Consider the following 22,744-nt stretch of genomic DNA (forward strand, 5'->3'; position numbering starts at 1 on the left):
ATGCTCATGGGGCCACCCTACCGGGCACGGTGCCCGGTGCGGGCCGCGGGTCGGCGGCTCATCCCAGCAGCCGCAGGGTGAGCAGTGCCACCACCCCGATGGTCGCGACCGGTGCCCCGGCGACCGCGAGGGACGGGTTCGGCTCGCGGGCCGCGAGCACCGAGCCCAGGAGCAGGTGGACCCCGCTCGCCCCGATCGCCAGGACGATCCCGATCAGGGCGGCGACCGGTACACCGATGCCGGAGACCGTGTGCAGCACGAGGGTGGTGGCGCCGGCGCCGAGCAGGACAGCGAGCAGCAGGCGCGGCAGTCGCGGAAGACCGATCGCGGTCACCAGCAGCGTCACGGCGAGCCCCGCCCCGGAGGCGGCGAGCAGCCCGATCTGTGCGGGAGTGGTCGCCGCGGCCTGGGCCACCACCCAGGTCGCCGAGATGCCGGTGAGCATCACGCCGCCGATCGTCCCGGTCAGCGAGGCGGACAGCTCACTGCGTTCGCGCCGGGTCATCTGGTGGACGAAGGCGGCGAAGATGCCCACCGCGCAGGCGACGACGACGCTCCACAGAGGCTCCTCGCCGCGCACGGTGAGGATGCTCAGCAGGGCGGCGGCCGCACCGGTGCCCACCACGACGATCCGCGATCCCAGCGGGCTGGGCAGCTCGAGCAGGTCCGCCCACCCGAGGCCCACGAGCGCCGAGATCACGCACATCAGCCCGGCCATCAGCGGGACCGAGGCGGGACCCGTGATGGTCACCAAGGTCAGCAGCACCGCCAGGACGGCTCCCAGGGGGGCGCGCTCCGCTGCGGTCATCTGCTCTCCTCGATGGTCGTGGTCGGGACGCGGCAGCGTCCATGGGGCGGGTCGGGTCGGGTTGTTTCGTGTCGGGTCGCGGCGACGGCCGCCGAGCCGCTCCGGGGCCGGAGCGTCGTGACGCGGCTGCGTGCGACCGCCGGGATGCGGGGGCGCGAACAGGCGTCCCGGCGCGAGGCAGGGGAGCGCTACAGTGGCAGTCTACGAGCCGCCGACAGCGGAGCCCTGCCCTGCACCGTAAGGACACCCTCGCATGATCGTGACGGACGAGCTGCCACCCGAGCTCATCCCGGCGGTCGACCTCCTCCTGGAGCGTTCGCGCGCCCACGACGGCGCCGCGGCTCTCGACGAGGCCGCCCGTTTCGCCCTGCACGGGGAGTCCTCCGAGGGGGCCCTCCACCTGCTGCTCACCGAGGACGGCGAGAACTCCCGGGCGTCCGCACGGGTGCTCGGGTACGTCTCCGTCCTGACCGACGGCACCACGCAGGGAACCGTCGACCCCGACCGGCGCAGGCGCGGGCTCGGGGCGGAGCTGCTCGCCGAGGCGCTCTCCCGGCGGCCGGACGCCGGGGTCTGGGCCCACGGCGCCCTCGAGGACTCGGTCCGCTTCCTGCGCGCGCACGGTCTCGAGGCGGTGCGCGAGCTGCTCACGATGAGCCGCCCGCTCGGTGAGGGCGCCCCCGCCGTGCCCGTGCGCGAGCCGCGGGACGAGCGCATCGAGCTCTCGACCTTCGACCCCGAGCGGGACGCGGACGCCTGGGTCCGGGTCAATGCCCGAGCGTTCGCCGACCACCCCGAGCAGGGCCGCCTCACCCGCGCGGATCTCGAGGCCCGCATGGCCGAACCCTGGTTCGACGCGGAGGACTTCCACGTGGCCCGGCGCGAGGGCGACCTGGTGGGCTTCGTGTGGATCAAGCGTGAGCGGAGCGGGTCCTCCGACGGGGACACCGCGGCCGACACCGACGCGTCCGAAGGCGGTGACACCCAGGACGAGGTCTATGCGGTGGGCACCGATCCGAGTGCGGCAGGACAGGGGATCGCCGGCGCGCTGCTCACCACGGCGCTGGGCTCCCTGCAGGCACGTGGTGCCCGCGAGGTCACGCTCTACGTCGAGGGCGACAACGCCTCCGCGCTCGCCCTGTACGAGCACCTCGGTTTCGTGATCTCCGGCCGCGACCTGCAGTTCTGCACCGCCGCATGAGCACGATGGGAGCGCCCGGGGCGCAGCCGGCTGTCCTCGCCGCCGGCGCACTGATCTGGCGCGAGAAGCACGGCGTCGTCCAGGTGATGCTGGTCCACCGGCCCCGCTACGGCGACTGGTCGATCCCCAAGGGCAAGCTCGAGGCCCGTGAGTCCTTCCCCGCCGCCGCGGTGCGCGAGGTCGGGGAGGAGACCGGATACCGGGTGCGTCTGCATCGGCCGCTGCCGGCCTCGGTGTACCTGCTGCCCGACGGGCGCTCGAAGATCGTCCAGTACTGGACGGCTGCGGTGCGCTCGCGGATCGGTCCCGGACCGAAGAACCCCAAGGAGATCGACGAGACCCGCTGGGTGGAGCTCGACGAGGCCGCGCAGCTGCTGACCCGGCAGAGCGACCGGGTGACCCTTCGGGCCCTCACCGATCAGCTCGAGGAGGAGGCCGCGCTGACCAGCCCGATCATCATCCAGCGGCACGCTGCAGCGGTCTCCCGCTCGAAGTGGCGAGACGGTGAGAAGTCCCGGCCCTTGAACTCCAAGGGGAAGAAGCAGGCCAAGGCCCTGCCGCCGATGCTGGACGCCTTCGCCCCCGAGTCCGTGGTCTCCAGTCCCTGGAAGCGCTGCCGGGCGACCGTGCAGCCCTTCGCCAAGCGGTCGGGCCTCGACATCTCGACCAAGGAACCGCTCACCGAGGCGGGTCACACCTCCGAGCCCTCGCGCACCGCGGCGATCGTCGAGCGCGTGCTGCGCGAGGCGCGGCCGACCGTCCTGTGCACGCATCGACCCGTCCTGCCCACGGTGATCGGGACCGTGCGCGAGTTCGCCACCCGGGAGGCAGGGCTCGAGCTGCCGCGGGAGAACCCGTATCTCGCCGCCGGCGAGGCCCTCGTCGTCCACGCCGCCGCGGGCGGTCGCATCGTGGCCGTCGAGCGTCATCAGCCGCGGATCGACTGACCGACACACCCACGAGGAAGGGCAACGATGAGCGACCAGGGCGGCTACGGCTCCTTCAGCGCCCCGGGTCCGACGGACCCCCACGGCTCCACGGATCCGTACGGCTCCACGGACCCGTACGGATCGACGGGCCCCTACGGCTCCGCCGATCCCTACGGCGCACCGGAGCACTACCGCTCCTCGGATCCCTACGGGGCATCGGACCCGTACGCCTCGTCGGACCGGTACGGGTCCGCGAACACGTTCGGATCCGCCGACCGCTACGGATCCGGGGCCTCGTACGGGGCGGCGGACCCGTACGGTGCCCGGCACGACGCGGGCACGGCCGCCCCCGGCGCCCTCGTGCCCCCTCCCTCGTACCCGACGTGGTCCGGCGTGCCGACGCCCACGTCCGCCGCCGCCATCACCTCCCTCGTGCTCGGGATCCTCGGGGTGACGGCCACCTGCCTGCCGGGTGCACCCGTCGGGCTGGTCTTCGCCATCATCGGCATGAAGGCCACCTCGGGGGGGGAGCGCGCCGGGCGCGGCCTGGCGATCGCCGGACTCGTGCTCTCGATCCTGGGCACGCTCTTCTTCCTCGCGGTGATCGCGTACATCGTGCTGATGGTGGTCCTCGGCCTGACGGCCACGCAGACGTCCTGAGTGTGGGGCGCCCGACGGCCTGAGCCTCGCGCCCGACGGCCCGAGCCCCGCGCCCGCCGGCCGGAGCCGACCGCCCGATGTCGAGGTGTGACGCACGCCCTTCCCTGCGGCGCCGCACCCCCTGACCTGCGTCGGGCGACCCTCGCCGAGCGTGCCCGAATCGTCGTCTTCGAGGCGTTCATGCGCTGTTCACATGACGGCGGGAGACCGGACACCTCCGCTCCCTAGCGTCACTGCTGTCGCCCCTCCCGCGCACCCCGCGCGATCCTCCCCGGGCGCGTTCCTCGACCCTGTGGGCTATGCCCCGGAAGGAATCGCAGTGATCGCTCGCAAGACCACACTCGTCCCGCTCGCCGCTCTCGGTCTGACGGCCGCCCTCGCCCTGTCCGCCTGCGGCGGCTCCGACGGCGGCACGCCCGTCTCGGACGCCGGGGGTGCCGAGGCGGCGTCGGCCAACGCCTCGGGCAAGCTCGCCGGGGCCGGCGCCTCCTCGGCCGAGTCCGCCGAGAGCGCCTGGACCCAGGGCTTCACCGCCACCAACCCCGAGGCCAGCGTCACCTACGACTCCGTCGGCTCGGGCGCGGGACGCGAGCAGTTCCTGAACTCCGGCGTGCAGTTCGCCGGCACCGACGCCGCCCTGACCGAGGACGAGATCAAGCAGTCCTCTGAGGCATGCCAGGGTGGCAAGGCCTTCGACGTCCCGGTCTACATCTCGCCGATCGCCGTCGTGTTCAACCTCAAGGGCGTCGACGACCTGCAGCTCTCGCCCGAGACCATCGCGGGGATCTTCGCCGGTGACATCACCACGTGGAACGACCCGGCGATCGCCGAGGACAACCCGGACGTCAAGCTCCCGTCCACCAAGATCACGCCCGTCCACCGCTCGGACTCCTCGGGCACCACCGAGAACTTCACGCAGTACCTCGAGAAGACCGCGCCGAAGGCATGGAAGCACGGCGAGGTCGAGGACTGGCCGGTCAAGGGCGGGCAGTCCGGCGACGGCACCTCCGGGCTCGTCTCCGTGGTCGAGGGGGGTGACGGCACCATCGGGTACGCCGACGCCTCGAAGGCCGGCAACCTGGGCATCGCCAAGATCAAGGTGGGCGACGAGTACGTCGAGTACTCGCCCGAGGCCGCGTCCAAGGCCGTCGAGGACTCGCCGCGCGTGAAGGGCCGCGAGAAGGGCGACGTGGTCATCGAGCTCGATCGCACCCTGGACGACCCCTCGACCTACCCGCTCGTGCTGGTCTCCTACATGGCCCTGTGCGATACCTACGAGGACAAGGAGACCGCGGACCTCGTGAAGTCCTACGCCTCGTACGTGGTCTCGTCCCAGGGTCAGAAGGCCGCCGGTGAGGTCGCGGGCAACGCACCCCTGAGCGACAAGCTCTCCCAGGACGCGACCGCCTCGATCGAGAAGATCAAGGCCAAGGGCTGACCCGCACCAGCAGACATCGCGCATCGTTGCGCCGCACGGCGGACTCCTCCCCGTGCGGCGCAGCAGCGTCACCGCGGCGGCCCACGGGCCGCACGGTGACCGACCAGCTCCCAGGAAGGTGACTCGTGAGCAGCTCCGCCGCTGACCCTGCGCCCTCGCCGTCGCAGACCCGGGCCCCCGGCGCCCCGGACGCCGCCGACGCGCCGCCCTCGGGTCCCACCGGGCCCTCGCGCTCCGAGGACCCGCGACGGGGCCGTGCCAAGCGCCGACCCGGCGACATGATCTTCACCGGCCTCAGCGTCGGGTCGGGACTGATCATCTTCCTCACCCTGGCGCTGGTGGCGATCTTCCTGACCGTGCGCTCCCTGCCCGCGATCCGCGACAGCCGAGAGTTCGGCGGCGGGGCCGACGCCGTCTCGCTGTGGGAGTTCACCGCTCCGCTGGTGTTCGGCACGGTCTTCGCGGCCGTGCTCGCCCTGGTGATGGCCGTGCCGGTCTCGATCGGCATCGCCCTGTTCATCTCGCACTTCGCCCCGCGCCGTCTGGCCACCCCGCTGGGCTTCATGATCGACCTGCTGGCCGCGGTGCCCTCCGTGGTGTTCGGCCTGTGGGGCGGCGTCTGGCTGGTGCCCAAGATGCAGGGGCTCTACGAACTGCTGAACACCTACCTGGGGTGGATCCCGCTGTTCGCCGGCCCGGAGCCGGAGCCGCCGATGCGCAACCTCGCGACCGCCTCGATCGTGCTCGCGGTGATGATCCTGCCGATCATCACCGCCGTCTCCCGCGAGGTCTTCCTGCAGACCCCTCGCCTGCAGGAGGAGGCGGCCCTCGCGCTCGGCGCGACCCGCTGGGAGACCATCCGCACCGTGGTGCTGCCCTTCGGCCGGGCGGGCGTCGTCTCCGCCTCCATGCTGGGCCTGGGCAGGGCGCTCGGCGAGACCATGGCCGTGCTGATGGTGCTCTCCCCGGGCTCCTCGTTCTCCCTGCACATCCTCGAGGTCGGGCAGCACAACACGATCGCCGCGAACATCGCCTCCCAGAGCGCCGAGGCCACGCCCGACGTCATGGCACGGCTGATCTTCACCGGCCTCGTCCTGTTCATCATCACCTTCATCATCAACGCCCTCGCCCGCGCGATCGTCGCGCGGTCGGCGAGGGCCTGACAGGGAGGAGGGACATTCCATGAGCGCCGCTCCCGCACGCGCCGCATCCTCGGGCCTTCTCACCGGCTCCGGGGCCTCCGAGCGACGCCTGCCCTGGTACCACCTGCTGGTGACCGCCCTGGCCTCGATCGCCCTCGCCGCGGTCGTGCTGGTCCTGCTGGACTCCTTCTCGATCGGCGCGCTCGTCGTCCTGGGGTACGTGCTGCACCTGGTCGTCGGGTACTCCTACGCCCGAGCCCGCGAGGGCCGACGCTGGGCCGCCGACCGCCTGGTCACCCTGCTCGTCCTCGGCGCCTTCGCGGTCGCGATGATCCCCCTGGTCTCCCTGCTCTGGGAGGTCGTCGCGAGGGGACTGGACAAGCTCCTGAACCCCTACCCCGGGTACTTCTTCACCCACGACATGGCCGGGGTGGTGGGAGGCATGGCCTCCGGCGGCATCTCCCACGCGATCGTCGGCACCCTGCTGGTCACCCTGGGCGCGAGCATCATCTCGGTGCCCATCGGCCTGCTCACCTCGATCTTCCTCGTCGAGTACGCGACCTCCGGGCCGCTGCGGGTGCTGGGACGCGGCATCACCTTCCTGGTGGACGTGATGACCGGCATCCCCTCGATCGTCGCGGGCCTGTTCGGCCTGGCACTGTTCATCACCCTCACCGGCGACCCCGGGATCCGGATCGGTCTGATGGGCTCGGTCGCCCTCAGCGTGCTGATGATCCCCACCGTCGTGCGCTCGAGCGAGGAGATGCTGCGCCTGGTGCCCATGGAGCTGCGCGAGGCCGCCTTCGGTCTGGGCGTGCCCAAATGGCTGACCATCGTCAAGGTCGTGCTGCGCACCTCGATCGCCGGTCTCACCACGGGCGTGACCCTGGCGGTGGCCCGCGTGATCGGCGAGACCGCACCACTGCTGCTGACCGTCGGGGCCCTGCCGCTGATGAACTCCCACCTGTTCGACGGGCGCATGCAGACCCTGCCGACCTTCATCAACAGCCAGTACCGTTCGGGCAACGCGGTGTGCAACTCCGAGACCGTGACCAACCCGATCACGCAGATGCAGTACGCGTGCTCGACGACGATCAACTACGACCGCGCCTGGGCCGCCGCCCTCACCCTGATCCTCATCGTGATGATCCTGAACATCGCCGCCCGGCTCGTCAGCCGTTTCTTCGCCCCCAAGCTCGGCCGCTGAGTCGTCGGCCCCGGCGCCTCCCGGACGCCGGCCCGGCAGCCGACCGGCCCCGCCTCGAAAGGACACCCATGGCCCAGGCCATCAACGTGGAGGACCTCAACATCTTCTACGGCGACTTCCTCGCCGTGGAGGACGTGACGGTCACCCTCCAGCCCCGCTCCGTCACGGCCCTGATCGGCCCCTCGGGCTGCGGGAAGTCGACGTTCCTGCGCACCCTCAACCGCATGCACGAGGTCATCCCCGGCGCCTACGCCCAGGGGAAGGTCGAGATCGAGGGACAGGACATCTACGCGCCCGGCGTCGACCCCGTGAACGTGCGTCGTCGCGTGGGGATGGTCTTCCAGAAGCCGAACCCGTTCCCGACCATGTCCATCAGGGACAACGTGCTCGCCGGGGTCAAGCTCAACAATAAGCGCCTCTCCCGCTCCTCGGCCGACGAGCTCGTGGAGTCCTCGCTGCGCGGGGCGAACCTCTGGGAGGAGGTCAAGGACCGCCTGGACAAGCCGGGGATGGGTCTGTCGGGAGGGCAGCAGCAGCGACTGTGCATCGCCCGCGCGATCGCCGTGAAGCCCGAGGTGATCCTGATGGACGAGCCCTGCTCGGCCCTGGACCCGATCTCGACGCTCGCCATCGAGGACCTCATCCACGAGATGAAGCAGGACTTCACCATCGTGATCGTCACCCACAACATGCAGCAGGCCTCGCGCGTCTCGGACCGCACCGGCTTCTTCACGATCTCGGGCACCGGCAAGCCCGGCCACCTCATCGAGATCGACGAGACCGAGAAGATGTTCACCAACCCCACCGAGAAGCAGACCGAGGACTACATCTCCGGTCGCTTCGGCTGAGCCGCGGGGTCGGACCACGGGCTGAGACCGGCGCCTCGGGTTCGCTCCCGGGGCCGATGTGCCCGTGCGGGTGGGCGCCTCACTGTAGGGGCATGACAGCACAGAACAGTCCCGCACACCCTCCGCTGCGGCCACCGACCGCCGGCCCCGCCCCGGTCCTCGCGGCCCGCGGCCTGCAGCACGCCTACGGTGACCGCTCCGCGACCACCCTGGCCCTGGACGGCGTCGATCTCGACGTGGCGCCCGCCGAGTCCCTCGCCGTGATGGGGCCCTCGGGCTGCGGCAAGACCACCCTGCTGCACGTGCTGGCGGGCATCCTCCGGCCCACCTCAGGGAGTGTCCTCCACGCCGGCAGCGACCTCAGCGCGCTCTCGGAGTCGCGCCGCACCCGTCTGCGCCGCACCGCCTTCGGGTTCGTGTTCCAGGACGGCCGGCTGCTCCCCGAGCTGACCGCTCTGGAGAACGCGATCCTCCCGCGGATGCTCGGCGGTGCTCCACGGCGCTCCGCGAGTGCCGAGGCCGCGTCGTGGCTGGACCGGCTGGGCCTGCAGGGCCTGCACGACCGGCGCCCGGGCCAGCTGTCGGGCGGTCAGGCCCAGCGCGTCGCCATCGCCCGGGCGCTGGGCGGGCGCCCCTCCGTGGTCTTCGCCGACGAGCCCACGGGGGCGCTGGACCAGGCCACCGGCCACAGCGTGCTCGCCGTCCTCGCCGACGCCTGCCGCGATGCCGGGGCGGCCCTGGTGATGGTCACGCACGACCCCTCGGTCGCCTCGACCTGCGAGCGCACGATCGCCATGCGCGACGGACGCATCGCCCGCCAGTTCCAGCGCGATCCTGCGCAGGGAGCCGCTCCCACGCAGCAGGTCCGCCCGGACTCGCATCAGGTCCACCCGGACTCGCAGCAGGGCGCCGTGGGCGGAGGTCGGCGATGAGCGTCCTCGCCGCCGCGCCCCTGGTCCTGCGCCGGCACGGCGGCATCGCCACGGCGCTGCCGATCATCGGCTTCACCGCGTCCACGGGGATCCTCGCGACCGTGCTGGGCGGCCTGGGAGCGTTCCTGTCCCGAGCGGCCACGGTCGGCACCGGGTCCGGGGCCGACGGCCCACCCACACCCGAGGCCTCGAACCTCAGCTTCCTGGTGATCTGCGCGATCGTCGCGACCGTGCTGCTGGTGCCCAGTGCGATGGGGCTGGGCAGCGCCGCGGCGAAGCTCAGCCTCGCCCGGCGCGAGAAGGACCTCGCCGCCGTGCGCCTGGTCGGAGGCACGTCGGCTCAGGTCGGAGCCCTCGCCGTGGCCGACGTCCTGGTCCAGGCGATGCTGGGGTCGGTCCTCGGGATCGTCCTGCATCTCGCCGTCACGCCCGCCCTGACCCTGCTCGACTTCGGGATGGACCGCTTCACCATCGGCGAGCTCGTGATGCCACTGTGGGGGTACCCGCTGCTGCTGTTCGCCACCACGCTGCTGGCGGGGATCTCGGCGGCGATCGCCCTGGCCGGTGTGGTGATCTCGCCGCTGGGCGTCGCCCGGGAATCACGGATCGTGCGGATGTCCGTGGTGCGGCTGGTCGTCTGGGCCGGCCTGATCCTCGCCTTCATCGGCGCCCTCCAGTTCCTGCCGATGCTCGTCGGAGGGGTGGAGAACGGCATGGTCGTGATGATCGCCGTGTCCGCGGTGCTGATGGCGCTGGTGATCGGCAGTGTGAACATCGTCGGACCGTTCGTGGTCTGGGTGATCGCCCGGATCCTCGCGGCGCTGGCACCGACGCCTGCACTGCTGGTGGGCGCGCGGCGCCTCGCGGCCGATCCCCGTGCCGGCTGGCGCTCGGTCTCGGGAGTCACGTTCGCCCTGGTGGTCGCCGGCTTCCTGACCCTGACCGGCATGCTGGGGGAGCAGGGAGACGATGCCGCCGGCAGGGCGCTGGCCACCGCCCTGGACACCGGGGGCCTGCTCACCCTGGGGATCGCCGCGGTGCTCGCCGCGGTCTCCACCGGGGTCACCCAGACCGCGCGGGTGCTCGATCAGGGCCGCGTCTACCGGTCCCAGCACGTGGCGGGTGCTCCGGTGGTTGCCTTGCAGCGGGCCCGCATCGCGGAGATCGGGATCCCGCTCGCCCTGGCCGGGATGATCGCGGGGGTGAGCGCCGCGGGTCTCGTCGCGCCGGTGATCTCGGGAGGCTTCGTCCTGGAGGCGGTGCTGAGCTATCTCCTGGCCGCGGTCGGGGCGCTGGGTCTGGTGGCCCTCAGCGTCGCCGCGAGCGCGCCCCTGGTCGGCCGGGTCGCCCGCGCCGGCGCCTGAGGCCCGGAGGGTTCCGGTGGTCACGGCGCCCGCCCACGCCCAGGTGCACGCTCGTAGGCTGGGGGCATGGACATCGAATCCGTGGCCCCCACCGAGCTCCCCGAGGGTGCGCACCTGATCGACGTGCGTGAGCAGGACGAATGGGATGCCGGGCACGCCCCGCAGGCCCAGCACGTGCCCGCCAGCTCCTTCATGGAGCATCTCGACGCCCTCCCGGACACCGACGACGAGCTCTTCATCGTCTGCCGCAGCGGAGGGCGCAGCGCCCAGGTCACCCAGTGGCTGAACCAGAACGGCTTCGAGGCCGTGAACGTCGCCGGCGGCATGGACATCTGGTACGAGTCCAGCCTGCCGATGGTCAGCGAGGGCGAGGCCGAGCCCTACGTGCTCTGACACGCGCCGCGTGCTCCGAGGCGGACTCAGCCGCCTCCCCGGGCCGACCCGCCTGCCCCGCCGAGTCCGGCCGCTCAGCCGAGCCCGGCCGCTCAGCCGAGCAGTGAGCGCAGGTGGTCGTTCAGGAAGAGCCCCTCGGGATCCAGCTCCGCGCGCAGCGAGGTGAAGGACCCGAGCCGCGGGTGGGCCTCGGCGAGGCGCTCGCGGGTCATCAGGTGGAGCTTGCCCAGGTGGGCGCGTGCCCCCAGGTCCTGACCGATCGCGTCGGCCGCGATCAGGAACGGCCAGTAGTCGCTGCTGGTCTTCGCCGTCAGCGCGATGCTCACGCGGTCGCCGCCCTGGGCGATCGAGAGCGGGGAGTCGTCGGCCGCGACCCAGCGCAGCTCCATCGGGTACTCCATGTCCGCGAACTGCTCACGGTTCGCCGCGGTCAGCGCGGCGAAGGCCTCGTCGGCCCGCTCGGAGGGGAACGCGAGCTCCATCTCGTGGAAGGGCTTGGTGGAGCGTCCCGTGAACACCTGATGGGCGGGGGCGGTGCCCTCCTCACCCTCCTCGGCCGGGTCGAGACGGCGCACCAGAGCGCGACCCGCCGCGCTCGTCCCCTCCTCGACGGGCAGCTGCAGCAGAGCGGGGGAGGCGTCGGTCGGGAACCAGTGCACCTGGACGTGACGGGCGCCGGCCCCGAGTGCGGCGAGATCGGCCGAGGCCGGGTCGAGGTCGACCAGTTCACGGCTCTCGCGCAGGTGGAAGGCGGGGACGGCCTGCAGTTCGACCTCGAGGACCACGCCCAGCGCGCCCAGGGACACCCGGGCGGCGCGCAGGTGCTCCAGCTCGTCCTCGCCGATCTCCACGATCTCCCCGCTGCCGGAGACCAGACGCAGCCAGGTGAGGGCCTCGCTCATCGTCGGCGCCGTGACACCGGAGCCGTGGGTGCCGGTGGCGAGCGCCCCGGCGATGGTCTGCACGTCGTGATCGCCCTGCACGGGCAGCGAGAGCCCCTTCTCCCAGAGGGCCTCGGCGAGCTCACCGATCGAGGTGGCCGCCTGCACGCGGACCCGGTTGGTGGCGGTGTCCACGCCCGTCAGCCCCGTCATCGCGCCGAGCTTCAGCAGCACCCCGCCGGTGGGGATCAGCGGTGAGAAGGAGTGCCCGGCGCCCATGGTGCGCACCGGGAGATGGCGCTGCTCCGCCCAGCGGACGGCCGCGAGGACCTCCTGCTCGTCCTCCGGTTGGACCACGAGCGCGGGGGTGAAGCGATGGTTGCCGCCCCAGTTGTTGGAGCGCTGCTCGAGGGACGTGTGCGGCGGGAAGCTCTGAGCCATATCCCCAGGCTAGCGGGTCGGTGGGGGAGCGCACCCCTCCGGGTCCGTCCCGCCTCCTCGTTCAACGCCCGGTGGTCGCAGCGCCCGATGCTCGCACCGCCCGGCCCTCACAGGGGCAGCACGCTCTTCAGCAGCGCATAGCCGACGAAGGCGACGACGTCGAGGAGAGTGTGGGCGAGGACCAGCGGCAGCACGCGCCCCGTGCGGCGGAAGTACTGCGTGAACACGAGGCCCATCACCATGTTCGCCAGGCCCGGGCCGATGCCCTGGTAGAGGTGATAGCTGGCGCGCAGCACAGCGGTGATCGCGAGGACTCCCGCGGCGCCGACGCCCAGTGCCTCGAGCCGACGGGTCAGGTAGCCCACCACGATCACCTCCTCGACCACGGCGTTCTTGACCGCCTGCAGGATCAGCACCGGCACCGTCCACCAGTGCGCGTCCAGCGCCGCCGGGATCACCTCGAGCGTCGCCCCGAGCGCCCTGCCCGCGTAGTAGAGGGCGAGTCCCGGCAGGCCGATGCAGGCGGCGAGCAGCAGACCGTGCACGAGATCCCGGAGTCGGCGCGTGCCGTCCAGCCCGAGGCTGCCCAGGGCACGGGAGAGCGTCCCCGCGCTGACCGTGAGCAGCAGGACGACGAGGACGACCGGGACGAGGGTGAAGGCGATGCCGATCAGCTGCTGGAGGAGGTCGAACCAGGGGTCGGAGTCCTGCGAGGAGTTCAGCGTGGCCTGCTGGGAGCCGAGGGGCCCCTTCGCGAGCGCGCGCAGGAGGTCCACGACCGCGTCGACGGCGGAGCGCCCGAGCGACAGGGCGAGCACCACCACGATCTCGGCGATCAGGAACCACCGGGGCAGGTCGACGCCGGGGCGGCCGCTGGGGTCCCCGGCGGGGGTGCTGGCGCTCTGGTCCACGCGGTCATCGTGCCACTGCCCGCCGGGAGCCCTCGCGGGGGATGCCCGTGCGCACGGTAGGCGGGGGCGGCCGTGGGGAGCGCCCGCGGGAATGCGCGCGCCCGTCGTCCCGTTGTCACCGGGGTGAACGACACCGCGCAGCGACCGGACCGGCCCGACCACGAGAACCCCTGGGCGATGCAGCTCGTGGTGGAGAGGGTGAGAGCCGATCCCTCCGCGCACGTCGACGTCGTCGAGGCCGCGGCGCAGGCGGTCGTGCAGCTGCTGGACGACGAGCGGGCGCGGACGGGGGAGTGGGCCGCGGAGGTCCGCCACTGGCGCGAGGGCTGGATCCGCAAGGTCGTGCGCCGCGCCGACGGCGCCCGCTGGGAGGCCGTGCAGGAACTGCCCGGGGTGACCGTCGCCCACGGCAGCGCCCGCGTGCGCGCCTTCGTCCCCGGTCCGCTCTCGCCGTTGCCCAAGGCTCTGGGGAAGCTGCAGGTGGGCGGTACCGAGTTCCCCCGCGAGAAAGGCTCCTCGGCCGACGGCGCACGAGTCGACGTCGAGATCACACCGCTCGCCGAGCTCTCGAGCGGGAAGACGGCCGCGCAGGCCGGGCACGCCGCCCAGCTGCTGTACGAGCAGATGGACGAGGCGGCGCGGGAGGCCTGGCGGGCCGACGGCTTCGCGGTGCGCGCGAGCGTGCCCGCGGAGTCCGACTGGGCCGAGCCCGGCGAGGCCGTGCGGGTGATCGACGCGGGCCTCACGGAGGTCGACGGGCCGACGGAGACCGCGCGGGCCCGGCTCCGCGCCTGACCGCGTGAGGTTCCCGCACCGGACCGCGTGACGCTGTCGCCCCCGGCCGCGTGACGCTCCCGCCCCCGACCGCGGGCCTGCGAGAATGGCGGTCATGAGCACCCCTCGTTCCTCCCGCCCCGCAGTCCTGATCACCGGCGCCTCCCGCGGCATCGGCCGCGCCGTCGCCGACGAGCTCGCCGCCGACCACCGCCTGATCCTGGGCGGGCGCGACGCCGCGGCGCTCGCCGAGCTCGCCGCCACCTACCCCGAGGCCGAGCCCTTCGCCGTCGACGTCACCGACTACCCGGCCGTCGGCCGGGCGGTCGCCGCTCTCGACCTGCCCGACGGTCTCGCGGGCGTCGTCCACAGCGCCGGCGTGCTGGTGGGCGGCACCACCGAGGAGATGGACGTCGCCGAGTGGAACCGCTCGATGGAGGTCAACGTGACCGCGGTCGTCGAGCTGACCCGTCTGCTGCTGCCCGCCCTGCGGCAGGCGCGCGGCACCGTGGTCGCCCTGAACTCCGGCAGCGGCTTCAACTCCATCGGCGCCCGTGGCGCCTACTGCGCCTCGAAGTTCGCGCTGCGCGCCTTCACCGACGCCCTGCGTCTCGAGGAGCGTCCCCATGGGGTGCGCGTGAGCTCCGTGCACGCCGGTCGCGTCGACACCGACATGCAGCACGAGCTGCGCGCCCTCGAGGAGGGTGACTACGAGATCGAGAAGTACCTCGATCCGGCCTCGGTCGCCTCGGCGGTGGCGCTGGCCGTGCGCGCGACGGCGGAGGCGAGCATGGACGTGATCTCCGTGCGCCCCCGCCTGGGCTGAGCCCGCTGCGCGGCACCGCGGGCCATCCCCGCGATCGCCGCGATCCTCACGATCGCCTCACGGCTGCGGCGTGAACTCCTCCTCCAGCAGGCTCGCCCTCCCGGCCTCGAGCCGGGCGACGGGCACCCGGAACGGCGAGCAGGAGACGTAGTCCAGGCCCAGGGAGTGGAAGAAGTGGATCGAGGCGGGGTCCCCGCCGTGCTCCCCGCACACCCCGAGCGTGAGCTCCGGGTTCGTGGCGCGTCCCCGCTCGGCGGCGATCCTCACCAGCTCGCCCACCCCGAACTGGTCGAGGGACTCGAAGGGGCTGTCCGAGAGGATGCCGCGCTCCTTGTAGGTGAAGAAGAAGCCGGCCTCGACGTCGTCGCGGGAGAAGCCCCAGGTGGTCTGCGTGAGGTCGTTGGTGCCGAAGCTGAAGAACTCGGCGGCCTCGGCGATCTCCCCGGCCCGCAGCGCGGCGCGCGGCAGCTCGATCATGGTGCCGATGCGGGTGGTGAGGTCCTCCGTCGTGCCGGCGGCGACGTCCTCGGTGATCTCGTCGATCTCGCGGCGGATCGCGCGCAGCTCGCGCACCGAGCCGACCAGCGGGATCATGATCTCGACGTGCGGGGAGACGCCCTCGGCCCGCACCGCGAGCTCCGCCTCGAGGATCGCGCGCACCTGCATGCCGAACAGGCCCGGGATGGTCAGCCCCAGACGCACCCCGCGCAGGCCCAGCATCGGGTTCTGCTCGTGCAGGCGTTCCACCGCCGCGAGCACCTTGCGTTCGTGGGTGGGGATGCTGCGCCCGGCCCCCTCCGCCCGGGCGATGCGCACCGAGAGATCGGTGAGGTCGGGCAGGAACTCGTGCAGCGGCGGGTCCAGCAGGCGGATCGTCAGCGGCAGCTCGCCCATCGCCCGCATCAGGCCCGCGAAGTCGTCCCGCTGGGCCGGCAGCAGCTCGGCGAGGGCCTCCTCGCGCTCGGCGGGGTCACCGGCGAGGATCAGCTTCTCGACCTGCGCCCGCCGCTCCCCGAGGAACATGTGCTCGGTACGGGCGAGCCCGATGCCCTCCGCGCCCATCGTGCGGGCCCGCCCGGCGTCGTCCGCGGTGTCGGCGTTCGCCCGCACCTGCATCCGTCGCACCTGATCGGCCACGCCCATCAGGCGGTCGACCGCCCGCACCAGGGCCGTGGCCGACGGGTCGTCGGCCGGGAGCTCCCCCTCGAGGTACTGGGCGACCTCGCTGGGCTCGACGGGCACCTCGCCCGCGAACACCTCGCCGGTGGTGCCGTCGATCGAGAGCACGTCGCCCTCCCGGGCCACGACCTCGCCGTCGAGCCGGACCTCCCGGGCCTTCGGGTCGACGTCCAGGGACTCCGCGCCGCACACGCAGGTCTTGCCGAGCCCGCGCGCGACCACGGCGGCGTGGGAGGTCTTGCCGCCTCGGGAGGTCAGCACGCCCTCGGCCGCGAGCATGCCGCCCAGGTCGTCGGGGTTGGTCTCGCGCCGCACCAGCAGGCTCCTGCGTCCCTCCTGCTCGTGGGCGATGACGGTCTCGGAGTCGAAGACGACCTCGCCGACGGCCGCGCCGGGGGAGGCGCCCATGCCGCGGGCGACCGCGGTGCGCTCACCACCCGCGAAGCGCGGGAACATCAGGCGCGTGAGCTGGGCGCCGCTGACCCGCGTGAGCGCCTCGTGCTCGTCGATCGCGCCCTCGTCGATCAGGGCCGCGGCGATCAGGAAGGCCGCCGCGGCCGTGCGCTTGCCCACGCGCGTCTGCAGCATCCACAGCTTCCCGGACTCGATCGTGAACTCGATGTCGCACAGGTCGCGGTACTCCTCCTCGAGCACGTCCATGATGCGCAGCAGCTCGGCGTAGGCCTCGGGCAGCACCTCCTCGAGCTCCTCGAGGGAACGGGTGTTGCGGATCCCGGCGACCACGTCCTCACCCTGCGCGCCCACCAGGAAGTCCCCGTAGACGCCGTGCTCCCCGGTCGAGGGGTCCCGCGTGAAGGCGACGCCCGTCGCGGAGCGCTCGTCGAGGTTGCCGAACACCATCGCCACCACGTTCACGGCGGTGCCGAGCTCGTGGTCGATGTGCTCGGCGTTGCGGTAGACGATCGCGCGCGGCGCGTTCCAGGACTCGAAGACCGCGCTGATCGAGCCGCGCAGCTGCTCATGGGGATCCTGCGGGAACGGTGTCCCGGTCTCGCGCTCGATGATGTCCTGGAAGCTGCCGACGAGCTCCCGCAGGGCCTCGACGTCCAGTCCCGCGTCGTCGGCCGCTCCGCGGTCCTCCCGCACCGCCTCGAGGGCCTCCTCGAAGGTGCTCGCGGCGATGCCGAGCACCGTCGCGCCGTACATCTGCAGCAGGCGCCGGTAGGAGTCCTGGGCGAAGCGCTCGGAGCCGGACTGCGCGGCCAGGCCCTGCACGGTCTCGTCGTTCAGGCCCACGTTCAGCACCGTCTCCATCATCCCGGGCATCGAGATGGCGGCGCCCGAGCGCACGGACACCAGCAGCGGGTCCTCGGGATCGCCGAAGCGACGGTCGATCTGTCCCTCGACGTCCTCGAGGGCTGCGGCGACCTCGTCGGCGAGGTCGGGCGGGTTCTGCCCGTGGTGCATGACGTACCGGCAGGCGTCCGTGGTGATCGTGAAGCCGGGTGGTACGGGCAGACCCAGGCGGGTCATCTCGGCGAGGTTCGCGCCCTTGCCGCCGAGCAGGTCCTTCTGGTCCTTGGAGCCCTCACGGAACGGGTGGACGTACGTGGTCATCCCCATCACCTCTCGCGTCACCTCCCCGAGCGGGGAGCGAGGGGGCGGCCCGGGACGGCCGGACCGTCCGGCGCATCCTTGCGCCTGGGTTCACTCTAGGTTCACCGGCGGTTCAGGGGAACCGTCGCCCGGTCGTCCCCGTTGGTACTCTCGCCGCGTGACGAGCACTCCACGCAGGTCCCGGCCCGATATCGCCGCCATCGTCCCCTGCTACAACGAGGAAGCCACCGTGGGCAAGGTCGTGAGCGACCTCCGCAGCACCTTCGAGGGCATCACGGTGTACGTGTACGACAACAACTCCCGGGACGCCACCCGCGAGCGCGCCCGCGAGGCCGGCGCCGTCGTGCGCACCGAGACCCTCCAGGGCAAGGGGAACGTGGTGCGCCGCGCCTTCGCCGACGTCGACGCCGACATCTACGTCCTCATCGACGGCGACGACACCTACGACGTCGCCTCCGCCCCCGCCATGGTGGACGCCCTGCTGGAGGGGCCCTACGACCACGTGCTCGGCTGCCGGGTCGACGACCCGCAGCGCTCCGCCTACCGCACCGGCCACGCCTGGGGGAACCGCTTCTTCAACCGTGTGGTCTCGATGCTCTTCGGCGAGCCCGTCACGGACATGCTCTCGGGGTTCCGGGTCTTCTCCCGCCGCTTCGTGAAGTCGTTCCCGGCGCTCTCGCAGCGCTTCGAGATCGAGACCGAGCTGACCGTCCACTCCCTCGCCACCCGCGTCCCGCAGATCGAGAAGCCCGTCGGCTTCGGGGAACGGCCCGACGGCAGCGAGTCGAAGCTCAGCACCTTCACCGACGGCCGCCGGATCATCCTGACCATCGGCAAGCTCTTCGCCATGGAGAAGCCGCTCATCTTCTGGGGGACCGGCGCCCTGATCGCGCTCGTGGCCGGTCTGGCCTGCGGGATCCCGGTGATCTCGGAGTACATGCAGACCGGGCTGGTGCAGCGGTTCCCGACCGCCTTCCTCGCGGCGAGCCTGATGGTGATCGCGTGCCTGATGGCGACCGCCGGGGTGATCCTCACCGGTACCACCAGGAACCGGCACGAGGCCGCGCGGCTCGCGTACCTCGGCCTGGCGCCGGTGAGCACACCGGGCATCGCGGAGGCATCGGGCCCCCCGCGCTCGCTGGACGCCCGGGCCGTGCGCGGGACGACGCCGGTGCCGCAGCCGCAGCCGCAGCCGCAGCCGGAGCGGAGCCTCGGTGATCGGTGAGCGCCTGCTGGCAGCGCGTGGCGTGATCGCGCGCTTCCTGGTCACCGGGGGCGCCATGAGCGCGCTGGACCTCGGCCTGTATTCCTGCGGGGCACTGCTCCTGCACTGGCACCCGATCCTCGCGCACATCGTCGGGACGCTCATCACCATCTGCGTGAGCTTCCTGCTGAACCGGGCCTTCGTCTTCCGCTCCCAGGGGTCCGGCGTCGGGGCCTTCGTCCCCTTCGTCGTCGTGACCCTGGTGACCGCCCTGGTGATCCAGACGCTGATCATCACCGGCGTGGTGCACGCCTGCGGCGCCCTGTTCCCCGACGCGCCGGAGGGCGCCGTGGAGGTCGGTGCGAAGGTGATCGCCGTCGGCTGCGCCGCCGTGTGCAACTTCGTGAGCTACCGCGTCATCTTCGCCCGGTTCGGCAGCGCCGGGGCGTGATCACCCACCTTGCACGCGCGAGCACCCGCAAGGTGCTGTTCGCCCTCCTGCCCGCCCTCGCCGTCGGCGCGGTCGACGCGCTCACCGCCCCGGTGGCCCAGCAGATGTGGCGCGGAGACGGGATCGGGCGTCATGCGATCGTGGCGCTGGTCGCCGCCGTCCTGATGTGGGTGCTGCTCAGCGGCGCGGACGCCCGGGGCGCCGTCACGGCACGGAGCGAGCGGGCGAGGCCCGGCGCCCGCTCGGCGGCACCGGCGTCCTGGCGGACATGCCTGCTGATCACGGGCATCGCCGTGGTGGGCTGGCTGCTGATGTGGGCGAGCGTGGGGCCGCTGGCGTCGATGAACGACACCTACTCGATCATCCGCAACCCCTTCGGCGCGGCGCGGCAGCACCCGATCGTCTACGACCTGGCCGTGAGCGGCGTCGTGCAGGGCCTGCGGCTCGTCACCGGGAGCATGCTGCCGGGGATCGTGCTGTTCGCGCTCCTCCAGATCGCCCTGTTCACCCTGGCCGTCGCATGGACGCTCCGGGTGCTCTCACGGATGGGAGCACCGCGGATCGCCCTGGTCGTCCTCGCCGTGGTGCTCGGGTACCTCCCGATCACCGCGAACTACACGTTCGCCCTGGTGAAGGACTCGCTCTTCACCGCCTTCGCCGTCCTGCTCGTGCCCGTGCTGCTCACCGTCGTCCGCACCCGAGGCCGCTGCCTGCACGAGCGACGCTTCCTGGCCGCGACGGTGCTGACCCTGCTCGGCTTCGCCCTCACCCGGAACAATGCGCTCGTGATCGTCGTCCTCGTCGGCGTGCTGCTGGTGGTCCTGGCAGCACGGGCGCGACGACGGGCGCTGGTCTGCGTCGCGGCGGTCGTGGTGGTCGCGCTCGTCCCGCAGCAGATCGTGCGCTGGACGGCGGGGCCGCCCAAGAGCGTGGAGAGCCTGGGCGTGCCGCTGCAGATGGTGGGCAGCACGCTGGTGGACGACCCGGGCTGCATACCGGCCGACGACGCCCGCACGTTCGAGCGGATCATGCCCGCGCAGCAATGGCGGGACGTCTTCCGGCCCGAGAGCGTGGATCCCGTGAAGGACTCCGCGTCCTTCTCCGAGGACGAGCTCGAGCGCTCCCGCGGCGCGTTCCTGGGGGCGGTCGCCGGCACCCTGCGGGCGTGCCCGGGGCCGATGATGGCGGGATACCGCGATCAGACCGCGCAGCTGTGGCAGGTCGACACCGTCCCCGTCGGCCGCACCTCGCAGTCCTTCTTCCTCGAGCCGATCTCGAACTACCCCGCCGACCGCGAGGAGATCATCGGGGACCTCGCCGCGCAGGGGGTGACGAAGCAGCCGCTCCTCGGCAGCGCGGTCGGCGGGTGGCAGGAGCGGATCTCCGTGGCCGCGCTGGACCTCACCCCCGGCACCGGCACCTGGATGTGGGCCCTGGTGCTGATCGGGCTCGCGTACTGGTACCGCCGGCGCGGGGAATTCGTGGCGATCGCGACCCCGGCCCTCCTGCTCTGGGGCACGCTGATGGCGGCCGTCCCCACGGCCATGCCGTTCCGCTACGCCGCCTACCTGCCGTGGATCGTGGCGATCGCCCTCGTCGTGCTGGTGTGCACCCGGGAGGACGGAGGACCCGGTCAGTCCTCCAGGTGAGCCACCAGGCGCGGTGCGTAGCCGACGTAGGACGCGGGGGAGAGGGCGAGCAGACGGTCCCGCTCGGCCTCGGGCAGGCCCAGGTCCTCGATGAAGGCGCGCATGCCCTCGCCGTCCACGCGGTGCCCGCGGGTGAGCTCCTTGAGGCGCTCGTAGGGGTTGTCCAGACCCTCGTGCCCCTGCACGCCCAGGGTGCGCATGACCGACTGGACCGCCTCGCCCAGCACCTCCCAGTTGCCCTCGAGGTCGGCCGCCATCGCCGCGGCGTCCACGTCCAGGCCCGCGAGGCCCTTGGCGACGTTCTGGATCGCCAGCAGCGAGTGCCCGATCGCGGGGGCGACGTTGCGCTGGGTGGTGGAGTCGGTGAGGTCGCGCTGCAGGCGCGAGGTGACCAGGGTCTGGGAGAGCACGTCGAGCAGCGCGCCGGAGATCTCGAGGTTCGCCTCGGCGTTCTCGAAGCGGATCGGGTTGACCTTGTGGGGCATCGTCGAGGAGCCGGTCCCGCCCTGCGCGGAGAGGCGCTGGCGGAAGTAGCCGAGCGAGATGTAGGTCCACACGTCGGTCGCGACGTTGTGCAGGATGCGGCCGGCGCGCGCCATGTCCGCGTAGATCTCGGCCTGCCAGTCGTGGGACTCGATCTGCGTGGTCAGCGGGTTCCAGGTCAGGCCCAGGTGCTCGACGAAGCTGCGGGAGACCTGCTCCCAGTCGGTGTCGGGCGCCGAGACCGCGTGGGCGGCGTAGGTACCGGTCGCCCCGTTGATCTTGCCCAGGACCTGGTTGGCGGGGATGCGTCGCGCCTGGCGCTGGAGGCGGTGGGCGAAGACCGCGAGCTCCTTGCCGAGCGTGGTCGGCGTGGCGGGCTGGCCGTGGGTGCGCGAGAGCATCGGCACCTCGGCGTTCTCCCGTGCCAGCCGGGCGATCTGCTCGATGACCCCTTCGAAGGCGGGCAGCCACACCTCGTGCACGGCGCCCTTGATCATGAGCGCGTAGGCGAGGTTGTTGACGTCCTCGCTCGTGCAGTAGATGTGCACGATCTCGGCGAGCGACTCGAGGGACGTGCCCGCCAGGCGGCGCTTGATGTAGTACTCGACGGCCTTGACGTCGTGCACCGTCTCGCGCTCGATCTCCTTGTGCTCGGCGATCCCCTCGGCGCCGAAGTCCTCGGGGATCGCGCGCAGCAGGGCGCGCTCGTCGTCGGTGAGGGTGCGCAGCCCCGGGATCGCCGCACCGTCCAGCAGGTGGATGACCCACTCGGTCTCCACGATCAGCCGGGCGCGGTTCAGCGCGGCCTCGGAGAGGTGCTCGACCAGCGGGGCGACCTGGTCGCGGTAGCGACCGTCCAGCGGGGTGAGGGCGATCGGGGGCGTCAGGTCGGCGAAGCTCTGCGGCATGAGGGCCATTGTTCCAGAGGGCATGACGACCCGGCGCACCGGTCCGTGACGACGACGTCGCCCCGGAGCGGCGTGCTCAGGCGTCCGCCCGGTCACGGCCCCCGTCGGCGCCGAGGATCGCTTCGAAGACCGAGGAGAGGACGCCGACGATCACGCCCGCCAGCAGGGCCCACCAGAAGCCGTCGAAGGCCAGGGGCAGGCCGAACCATCCCGCGACCCACGAGGTCAGCAGCAGCAGCACCGCATTGATGACCAGCATGAACAAGCCCAGCGTGAGGCAGGTCAGCGGGAGGGCGAGGAACGAGAGGATCGGCTTCACGATCGCGTCGACGATCGCGAAGATCAGCGCGACGCCCACGACGGTGAGCACCTGGCCGACGAGCGTTCCCTCGCCGCCTCCCAGGTGCATGCCCGGCAGCAGCAGCGAGGTGAGCCAGAGGGCGACGGCCACGATGATGAGATGCCCGAGGAACCTGAACATGCCGGCAAGTCCATCACAGAGGGTGGGGAGGGGACATGGGGGTAGCCCGACTCCCT

The 22,744-nt window shown here is 72.1% G+C and carries 21 protein-coding genes; 15 read left to right on the plus strand and 6 right to left on the minus strand.

Translation table 11 applies throughout. The features are described 5' to 3' along the window. Positions 1-58 precede the first annotated feature (58 nt). Complete coding sequence (locus DEO23_RS06085; RefSeq protein ID WP_109275120.1) at positions 59-808, minus strand: hypothetical protein; 750 nt, start codon at positions 806-808, stop codon at positions 59-61. Between the two features lie 253 nt (positions 809-1,061). Here DEO23_RS06085 and mshD point away from each other — a divergent pair, with 253 nt between their 5' ends. From mshD to DEO23_RS06135, 10 genes are all read left to right on the plus strand, one after another. Then, on the plus strand, positions 1,062-2,009 hold the full coding sequence (gene mshD / locus DEO23_RS06090; protein WP_109275121.1) for a mycothiol synthase: 948 nt from the start codon (positions 1,062-1,064) through the stop codon (positions 2,007-2,009). Beyond that, positions 2,006-2,956: an NUDIX hydrolase gene (locus DEO23_RS06095; protein WP_240613247.1), complete on the plus strand. Its 951-nt coding sequence runs from the start codon at positions 2,006-2,008 to the stop codon at positions 2,954-2,956. Before mshD ends, DEO23_RS06095 begins: the two co-directional genes overlap by 4 nt. A gap of 27 nt (positions 2,957-2,983) precedes the next feature. Continuing rightward, positions 2,984-3,598 carry a DUF4190 domain-containing protein gene (locus DEO23_RS06100; RefSeq protein ID WP_109275123.1) on the plus strand — a complete coding sequence of 205 codons (615 nt, stop codon included), beginning with the start codon at positions 2,984-2,986 and terminating at the stop codon, positions 3,596-3,598. A 319-nt stretch (positions 3,599-3,917) separates the two neighbouring features. Continuing rightward, on the plus strand, positions 3,918-5,036 hold the full coding sequence (gene pstS / locus DEO23_RS06105) for a phosphate ABC transporter substrate-binding protein PstS (RefSeq protein WP_109275124.1): 1,119 nt from the start codon (positions 3,918-3,920) through the stop codon (positions 5,034-5,036). 125 nt (positions 5,037-5,161) lie between these two features. Then, entirely contained in the window at positions 5,162-6,199 is a 1,038-nt protein-coding gene (pstC, locus tag DEO23_RS06110) for a phosphate ABC transporter permease subunit PstC (protein ID WP_420808014.1), read from the plus strand. A gap of 19 nt (positions 6,200-6,218) precedes the next feature. Beyond that, complete coding sequence (gene pstA / locus DEO23_RS06115; protein WP_109275125.1) at positions 6,219-7,385, plus strand: phosphate ABC transporter permease PstA; 1,167 nt, start codon at positions 6,219-6,221, stop codon at positions 7,383-7,385. Positions 7,386-7,453: 68 nt separating this feature from the next. Further along, entirely contained in the window at positions 7,454-8,233 is a 780-nt protein-coding gene (gene pstB, locus DEO23_RS06120; RefSeq protein ID WP_109275126.1) for a phosphate ABC transporter ATP-binding protein PstB, read from the plus strand. 92 nt (positions 8,234-8,325) lie between these two features. Continuing rightward, the gene (locus DEO23_RS06125) at positions 8,326-9,165 is read left to right on the plus strand and encodes an ABC transporter ATP-binding protein (RefSeq protein WP_205678881.1); all 840 of its coding nucleotides are present in this window, start codon (positions 8,326-8,328) and stop codon (positions 9,163-9,165) included. After that, positions 9,162-10,529: a permease gene (locus tag DEO23_RS06130; protein ID WP_109275128.1), complete on the plus strand. Its 1,368-nt coding sequence runs from the start codon at positions 9,162-9,164 to the stop codon at positions 10,527-10,529. The genes DEO23_RS06125 and DEO23_RS06130 overlap by 4 nt, the downstream gene beginning before the upstream one ends. Before the next feature lie 66 nt (positions 10,530-10,595). Next, a complete protein-coding gene (locus DEO23_RS06135) occupies positions 10,596-10,922 on the plus strand; it encodes a rhodanese-like domain-containing protein (protein ID WP_109275129.1) in 327 nt (108 codons plus the stop codon). Positions 10,923-11,014: 92 nt separating this feature from the next. On the opposite strand, the gene DEO23_RS06140 is transcribed toward DEO23_RS06135, so the two are convergent. Then, the gene (locus DEO23_RS06140; RefSeq protein WP_109275130.1) at positions 11,015-12,244 is read right to left on the minus strand and encodes a D-arabinono-1,4-lactone oxidase; all 1,230 of its coding nucleotides are present in this window, start codon (positions 12,242-12,244) and stop codon (positions 11,015-11,017) included. Positions 12,245-12,351: 107 nt separating this feature from the next. Continuing rightward, on the minus strand, positions 12,352-13,155 hold the full coding sequence (locus DEO23_RS06145; RefSeq protein WP_338067814.1) for a CPBP family intramembrane glutamic endopeptidase: 804 nt from the start codon (positions 13,153-13,155) through the stop codon (positions 12,352-12,354). 123 nt (positions 13,156-13,278) lie between these two features. On the opposite strand from DEO23_RS06145, the gene DEO23_RS06150 reads away from it, so the two are divergent. Continuing rightward, positions 13,279-13,950 carry an aminoacyl-tRNA hydrolase gene (locus tag DEO23_RS06150; RefSeq protein WP_240613248.1) on the plus strand — a complete coding sequence of 224 codons (672 nt, stop codon included), beginning with the start codon at positions 13,279-13,281 and terminating at the stop codon, positions 13,948-13,950. A 94-nt stretch (positions 13,951-14,044) separates the two neighbouring features. Then, positions 14,045-14,755: an SDR family oxidoreductase gene (locus DEO23_RS06155; protein WP_165831745.1), complete on the plus strand. Its 711-nt coding sequence runs from the start codon at positions 14,045-14,047 to the stop codon at positions 14,753-14,755. 57 nt (positions 14,756-14,812) lie between these two features. On the opposite strand, the gene ppdK is transcribed toward DEO23_RS06155, so the two are convergent. After that, positions 14,813-17,512, minus strand: coding sequence for a pyruvate, phosphate dikinase (ppdK, locus tag DEO23_RS06160; RefSeq protein WP_109275132.1), 2,700 nt, complete (start codon positions 17,510-17,512; stop codon positions 14,813-14,815). 157 nt (positions 17,513-17,669) lie between these two features. Between ppdK and DEO23_RS06165 the strand changes: the two genes are divergently transcribed. Genes DEO23_RS06165 through DEO23_RS06175 form a run of 3 tightly spaced genes read left to right on the plus strand, consistent with a single transcriptional unit; the run spans position 17,670 to position 20,816 of the window. After that, the gene (locus DEO23_RS06165; RefSeq protein ID WP_109275133.1) at positions 17,670-18,737 is read left to right on the plus strand and encodes a glycosyltransferase; all 1,068 of its coding nucleotides are present in this window, start codon (positions 17,670-17,672) and stop codon (positions 18,735-18,737) included. Then, positions 18,727-19,167, plus strand: coding sequence for a GtrA family protein (locus DEO23_RS06170; RefSeq protein ID WP_109275134.1), 441 nt, complete (start codon positions 18,727-18,729; stop codon positions 19,165-19,167). The genes DEO23_RS06165 and DEO23_RS06170 overlap by 11 nt, the downstream gene beginning before the upstream one ends. Beyond that, positions 19,164-20,816, plus strand: a complete 1,653-nt coding sequence (locus DEO23_RS06175; protein WP_109275135.1) for a DUF6020 family protein — start codon at positions 19,164-19,166, stop codon at positions 20,814-20,816. Before DEO23_RS06170 ends, DEO23_RS06175 begins: the two co-directional genes overlap by 4 nt. Here the strand turns inward: DEO23_RS06175 and purB are convergent. Continuing rightward, positions 20,801-22,207: an adenylosuccinate lyase gene (gene purB, locus DEO23_RS06180; RefSeq protein WP_109275616.1), complete on the minus strand. Its 1,407-nt coding sequence runs from the start codon at positions 22,205-22,207 to the stop codon at positions 20,801-20,803. The two genes, DEO23_RS06175 and purB, sit on opposite strands and share 16 nt — an antisense overlap. Positions 22,208-22,283: 76 nt before the next feature. Beyond that, positions 22,284-22,688, minus strand: coding sequence for a phage holin family protein (locus tag DEO23_RS06185; RefSeq protein WP_109275136.1), 405 nt, complete (start codon positions 22,686-22,688; stop codon positions 22,284-22,286). Positions 22,689-22,744 lie beyond the last annotated feature (56 nt).

The organism is Brachybacterium endophyticum (assembly GCF_003130585.1).
GTDB lineage: Bacteria > Actinomycetota > Actinomycetes > Actinomycetales > Dermabacteraceae > Brachybacterium > Brachybacterium endophyticum.

Excerpts from the sequence above, each read along its gene's own strand:
- DEO23_RS06085 (WP_109275120.1), bottom strand. The coding sequence starts at position 808 with ATGACCGCAGCGGAGCGCGCCCCCCTGGGAGCCGTCCTGGCGGTGCTG.
- mshD (WP_109275121.1), top strand. The coding sequence starts at position 1,062 with ATGATCGTGACGGACGAGCTGCCACCCGAGCTCATCCCGGCGGTCGAC.
- DEO23_RS06095 (WP_240613247.1), top strand. The coding sequence starts at position 2,006 with ATGAGCACGATGGGAGCGCCCGGGGCGCAGCCGGCTGTCCTCGCCGCC.
- DEO23_RS06100 (WP_109275123.1), top strand. The coding sequence starts at position 2,984 with ATGAGCGACCAGGGCGGCTACGGCTCCTTCAGCGCCCCGGGTCCGACG.
- pstA (WP_109275125.1), top strand. The coding sequence starts at position 6,219 with ATGAGCGCCGCTCCCGCACGCGCCGCATCCTCGGGCCTTCTCACCGGC.
- pstB (WP_109275126.1), top strand. The coding sequence starts at position 7,454 with ATGGCCCAGGCCATCAACGTGGAGGACCTCAACATCTTCTACGGCGAC.
- DEO23_RS06125 (WP_205678881.1), top strand. The coding sequence starts at position 8,326 with ATGACAGCACAGAACAGTCCCGCACACCCTCCGCTGCGGCCACCGACC.
- DEO23_RS06130 (WP_109275128.1), top strand. The coding sequence starts at position 9,162 with ATGAGCGTCCTCGCCGCCGCGCCCCTGGTCCTGCGCCGGCACGGCGGC.
- DEO23_RS06135 (WP_109275129.1), top strand. The coding sequence starts at position 10,596 with ATGGACATCGAATCCGTGGCCCCCACCGAGCTCCCCGAGGGTGCGCAC.
- DEO23_RS06140 (WP_109275130.1), bottom strand. The coding sequence starts at position 12,244 with ATGGCTCAGAGCTTCCCGCCGCACACGTCCCTCGAGCAGCGCTCCAAC.
- DEO23_RS06155 (WP_165831745.1), top strand. The coding sequence starts at position 14,045 with ATGAGCACCCCTCGTTCCTCCCGCCCCGCAGTCCTGATCACCGGCGCC.
- ppdK (WP_109275132.1), bottom strand. The coding sequence starts at position 17,512 with ATGACCACGTACGTCCACCCGTTCCGTGAGGGCTCCAAGGACCAGAAG.
- purB (WP_109275616.1), bottom strand. The coding sequence starts at position 22,207 with ATGCCGCAGAGCTTCGCCGACCTGACGCCCCCGATCGCCCTCACCCCG.
- DEO23_RS06185 (WP_109275136.1), bottom strand. The coding sequence starts at position 22,688 with ATGTTCAGGTTCCTCGGGCATCTCATCATCGTGGCCGTCGCCCTCTGG.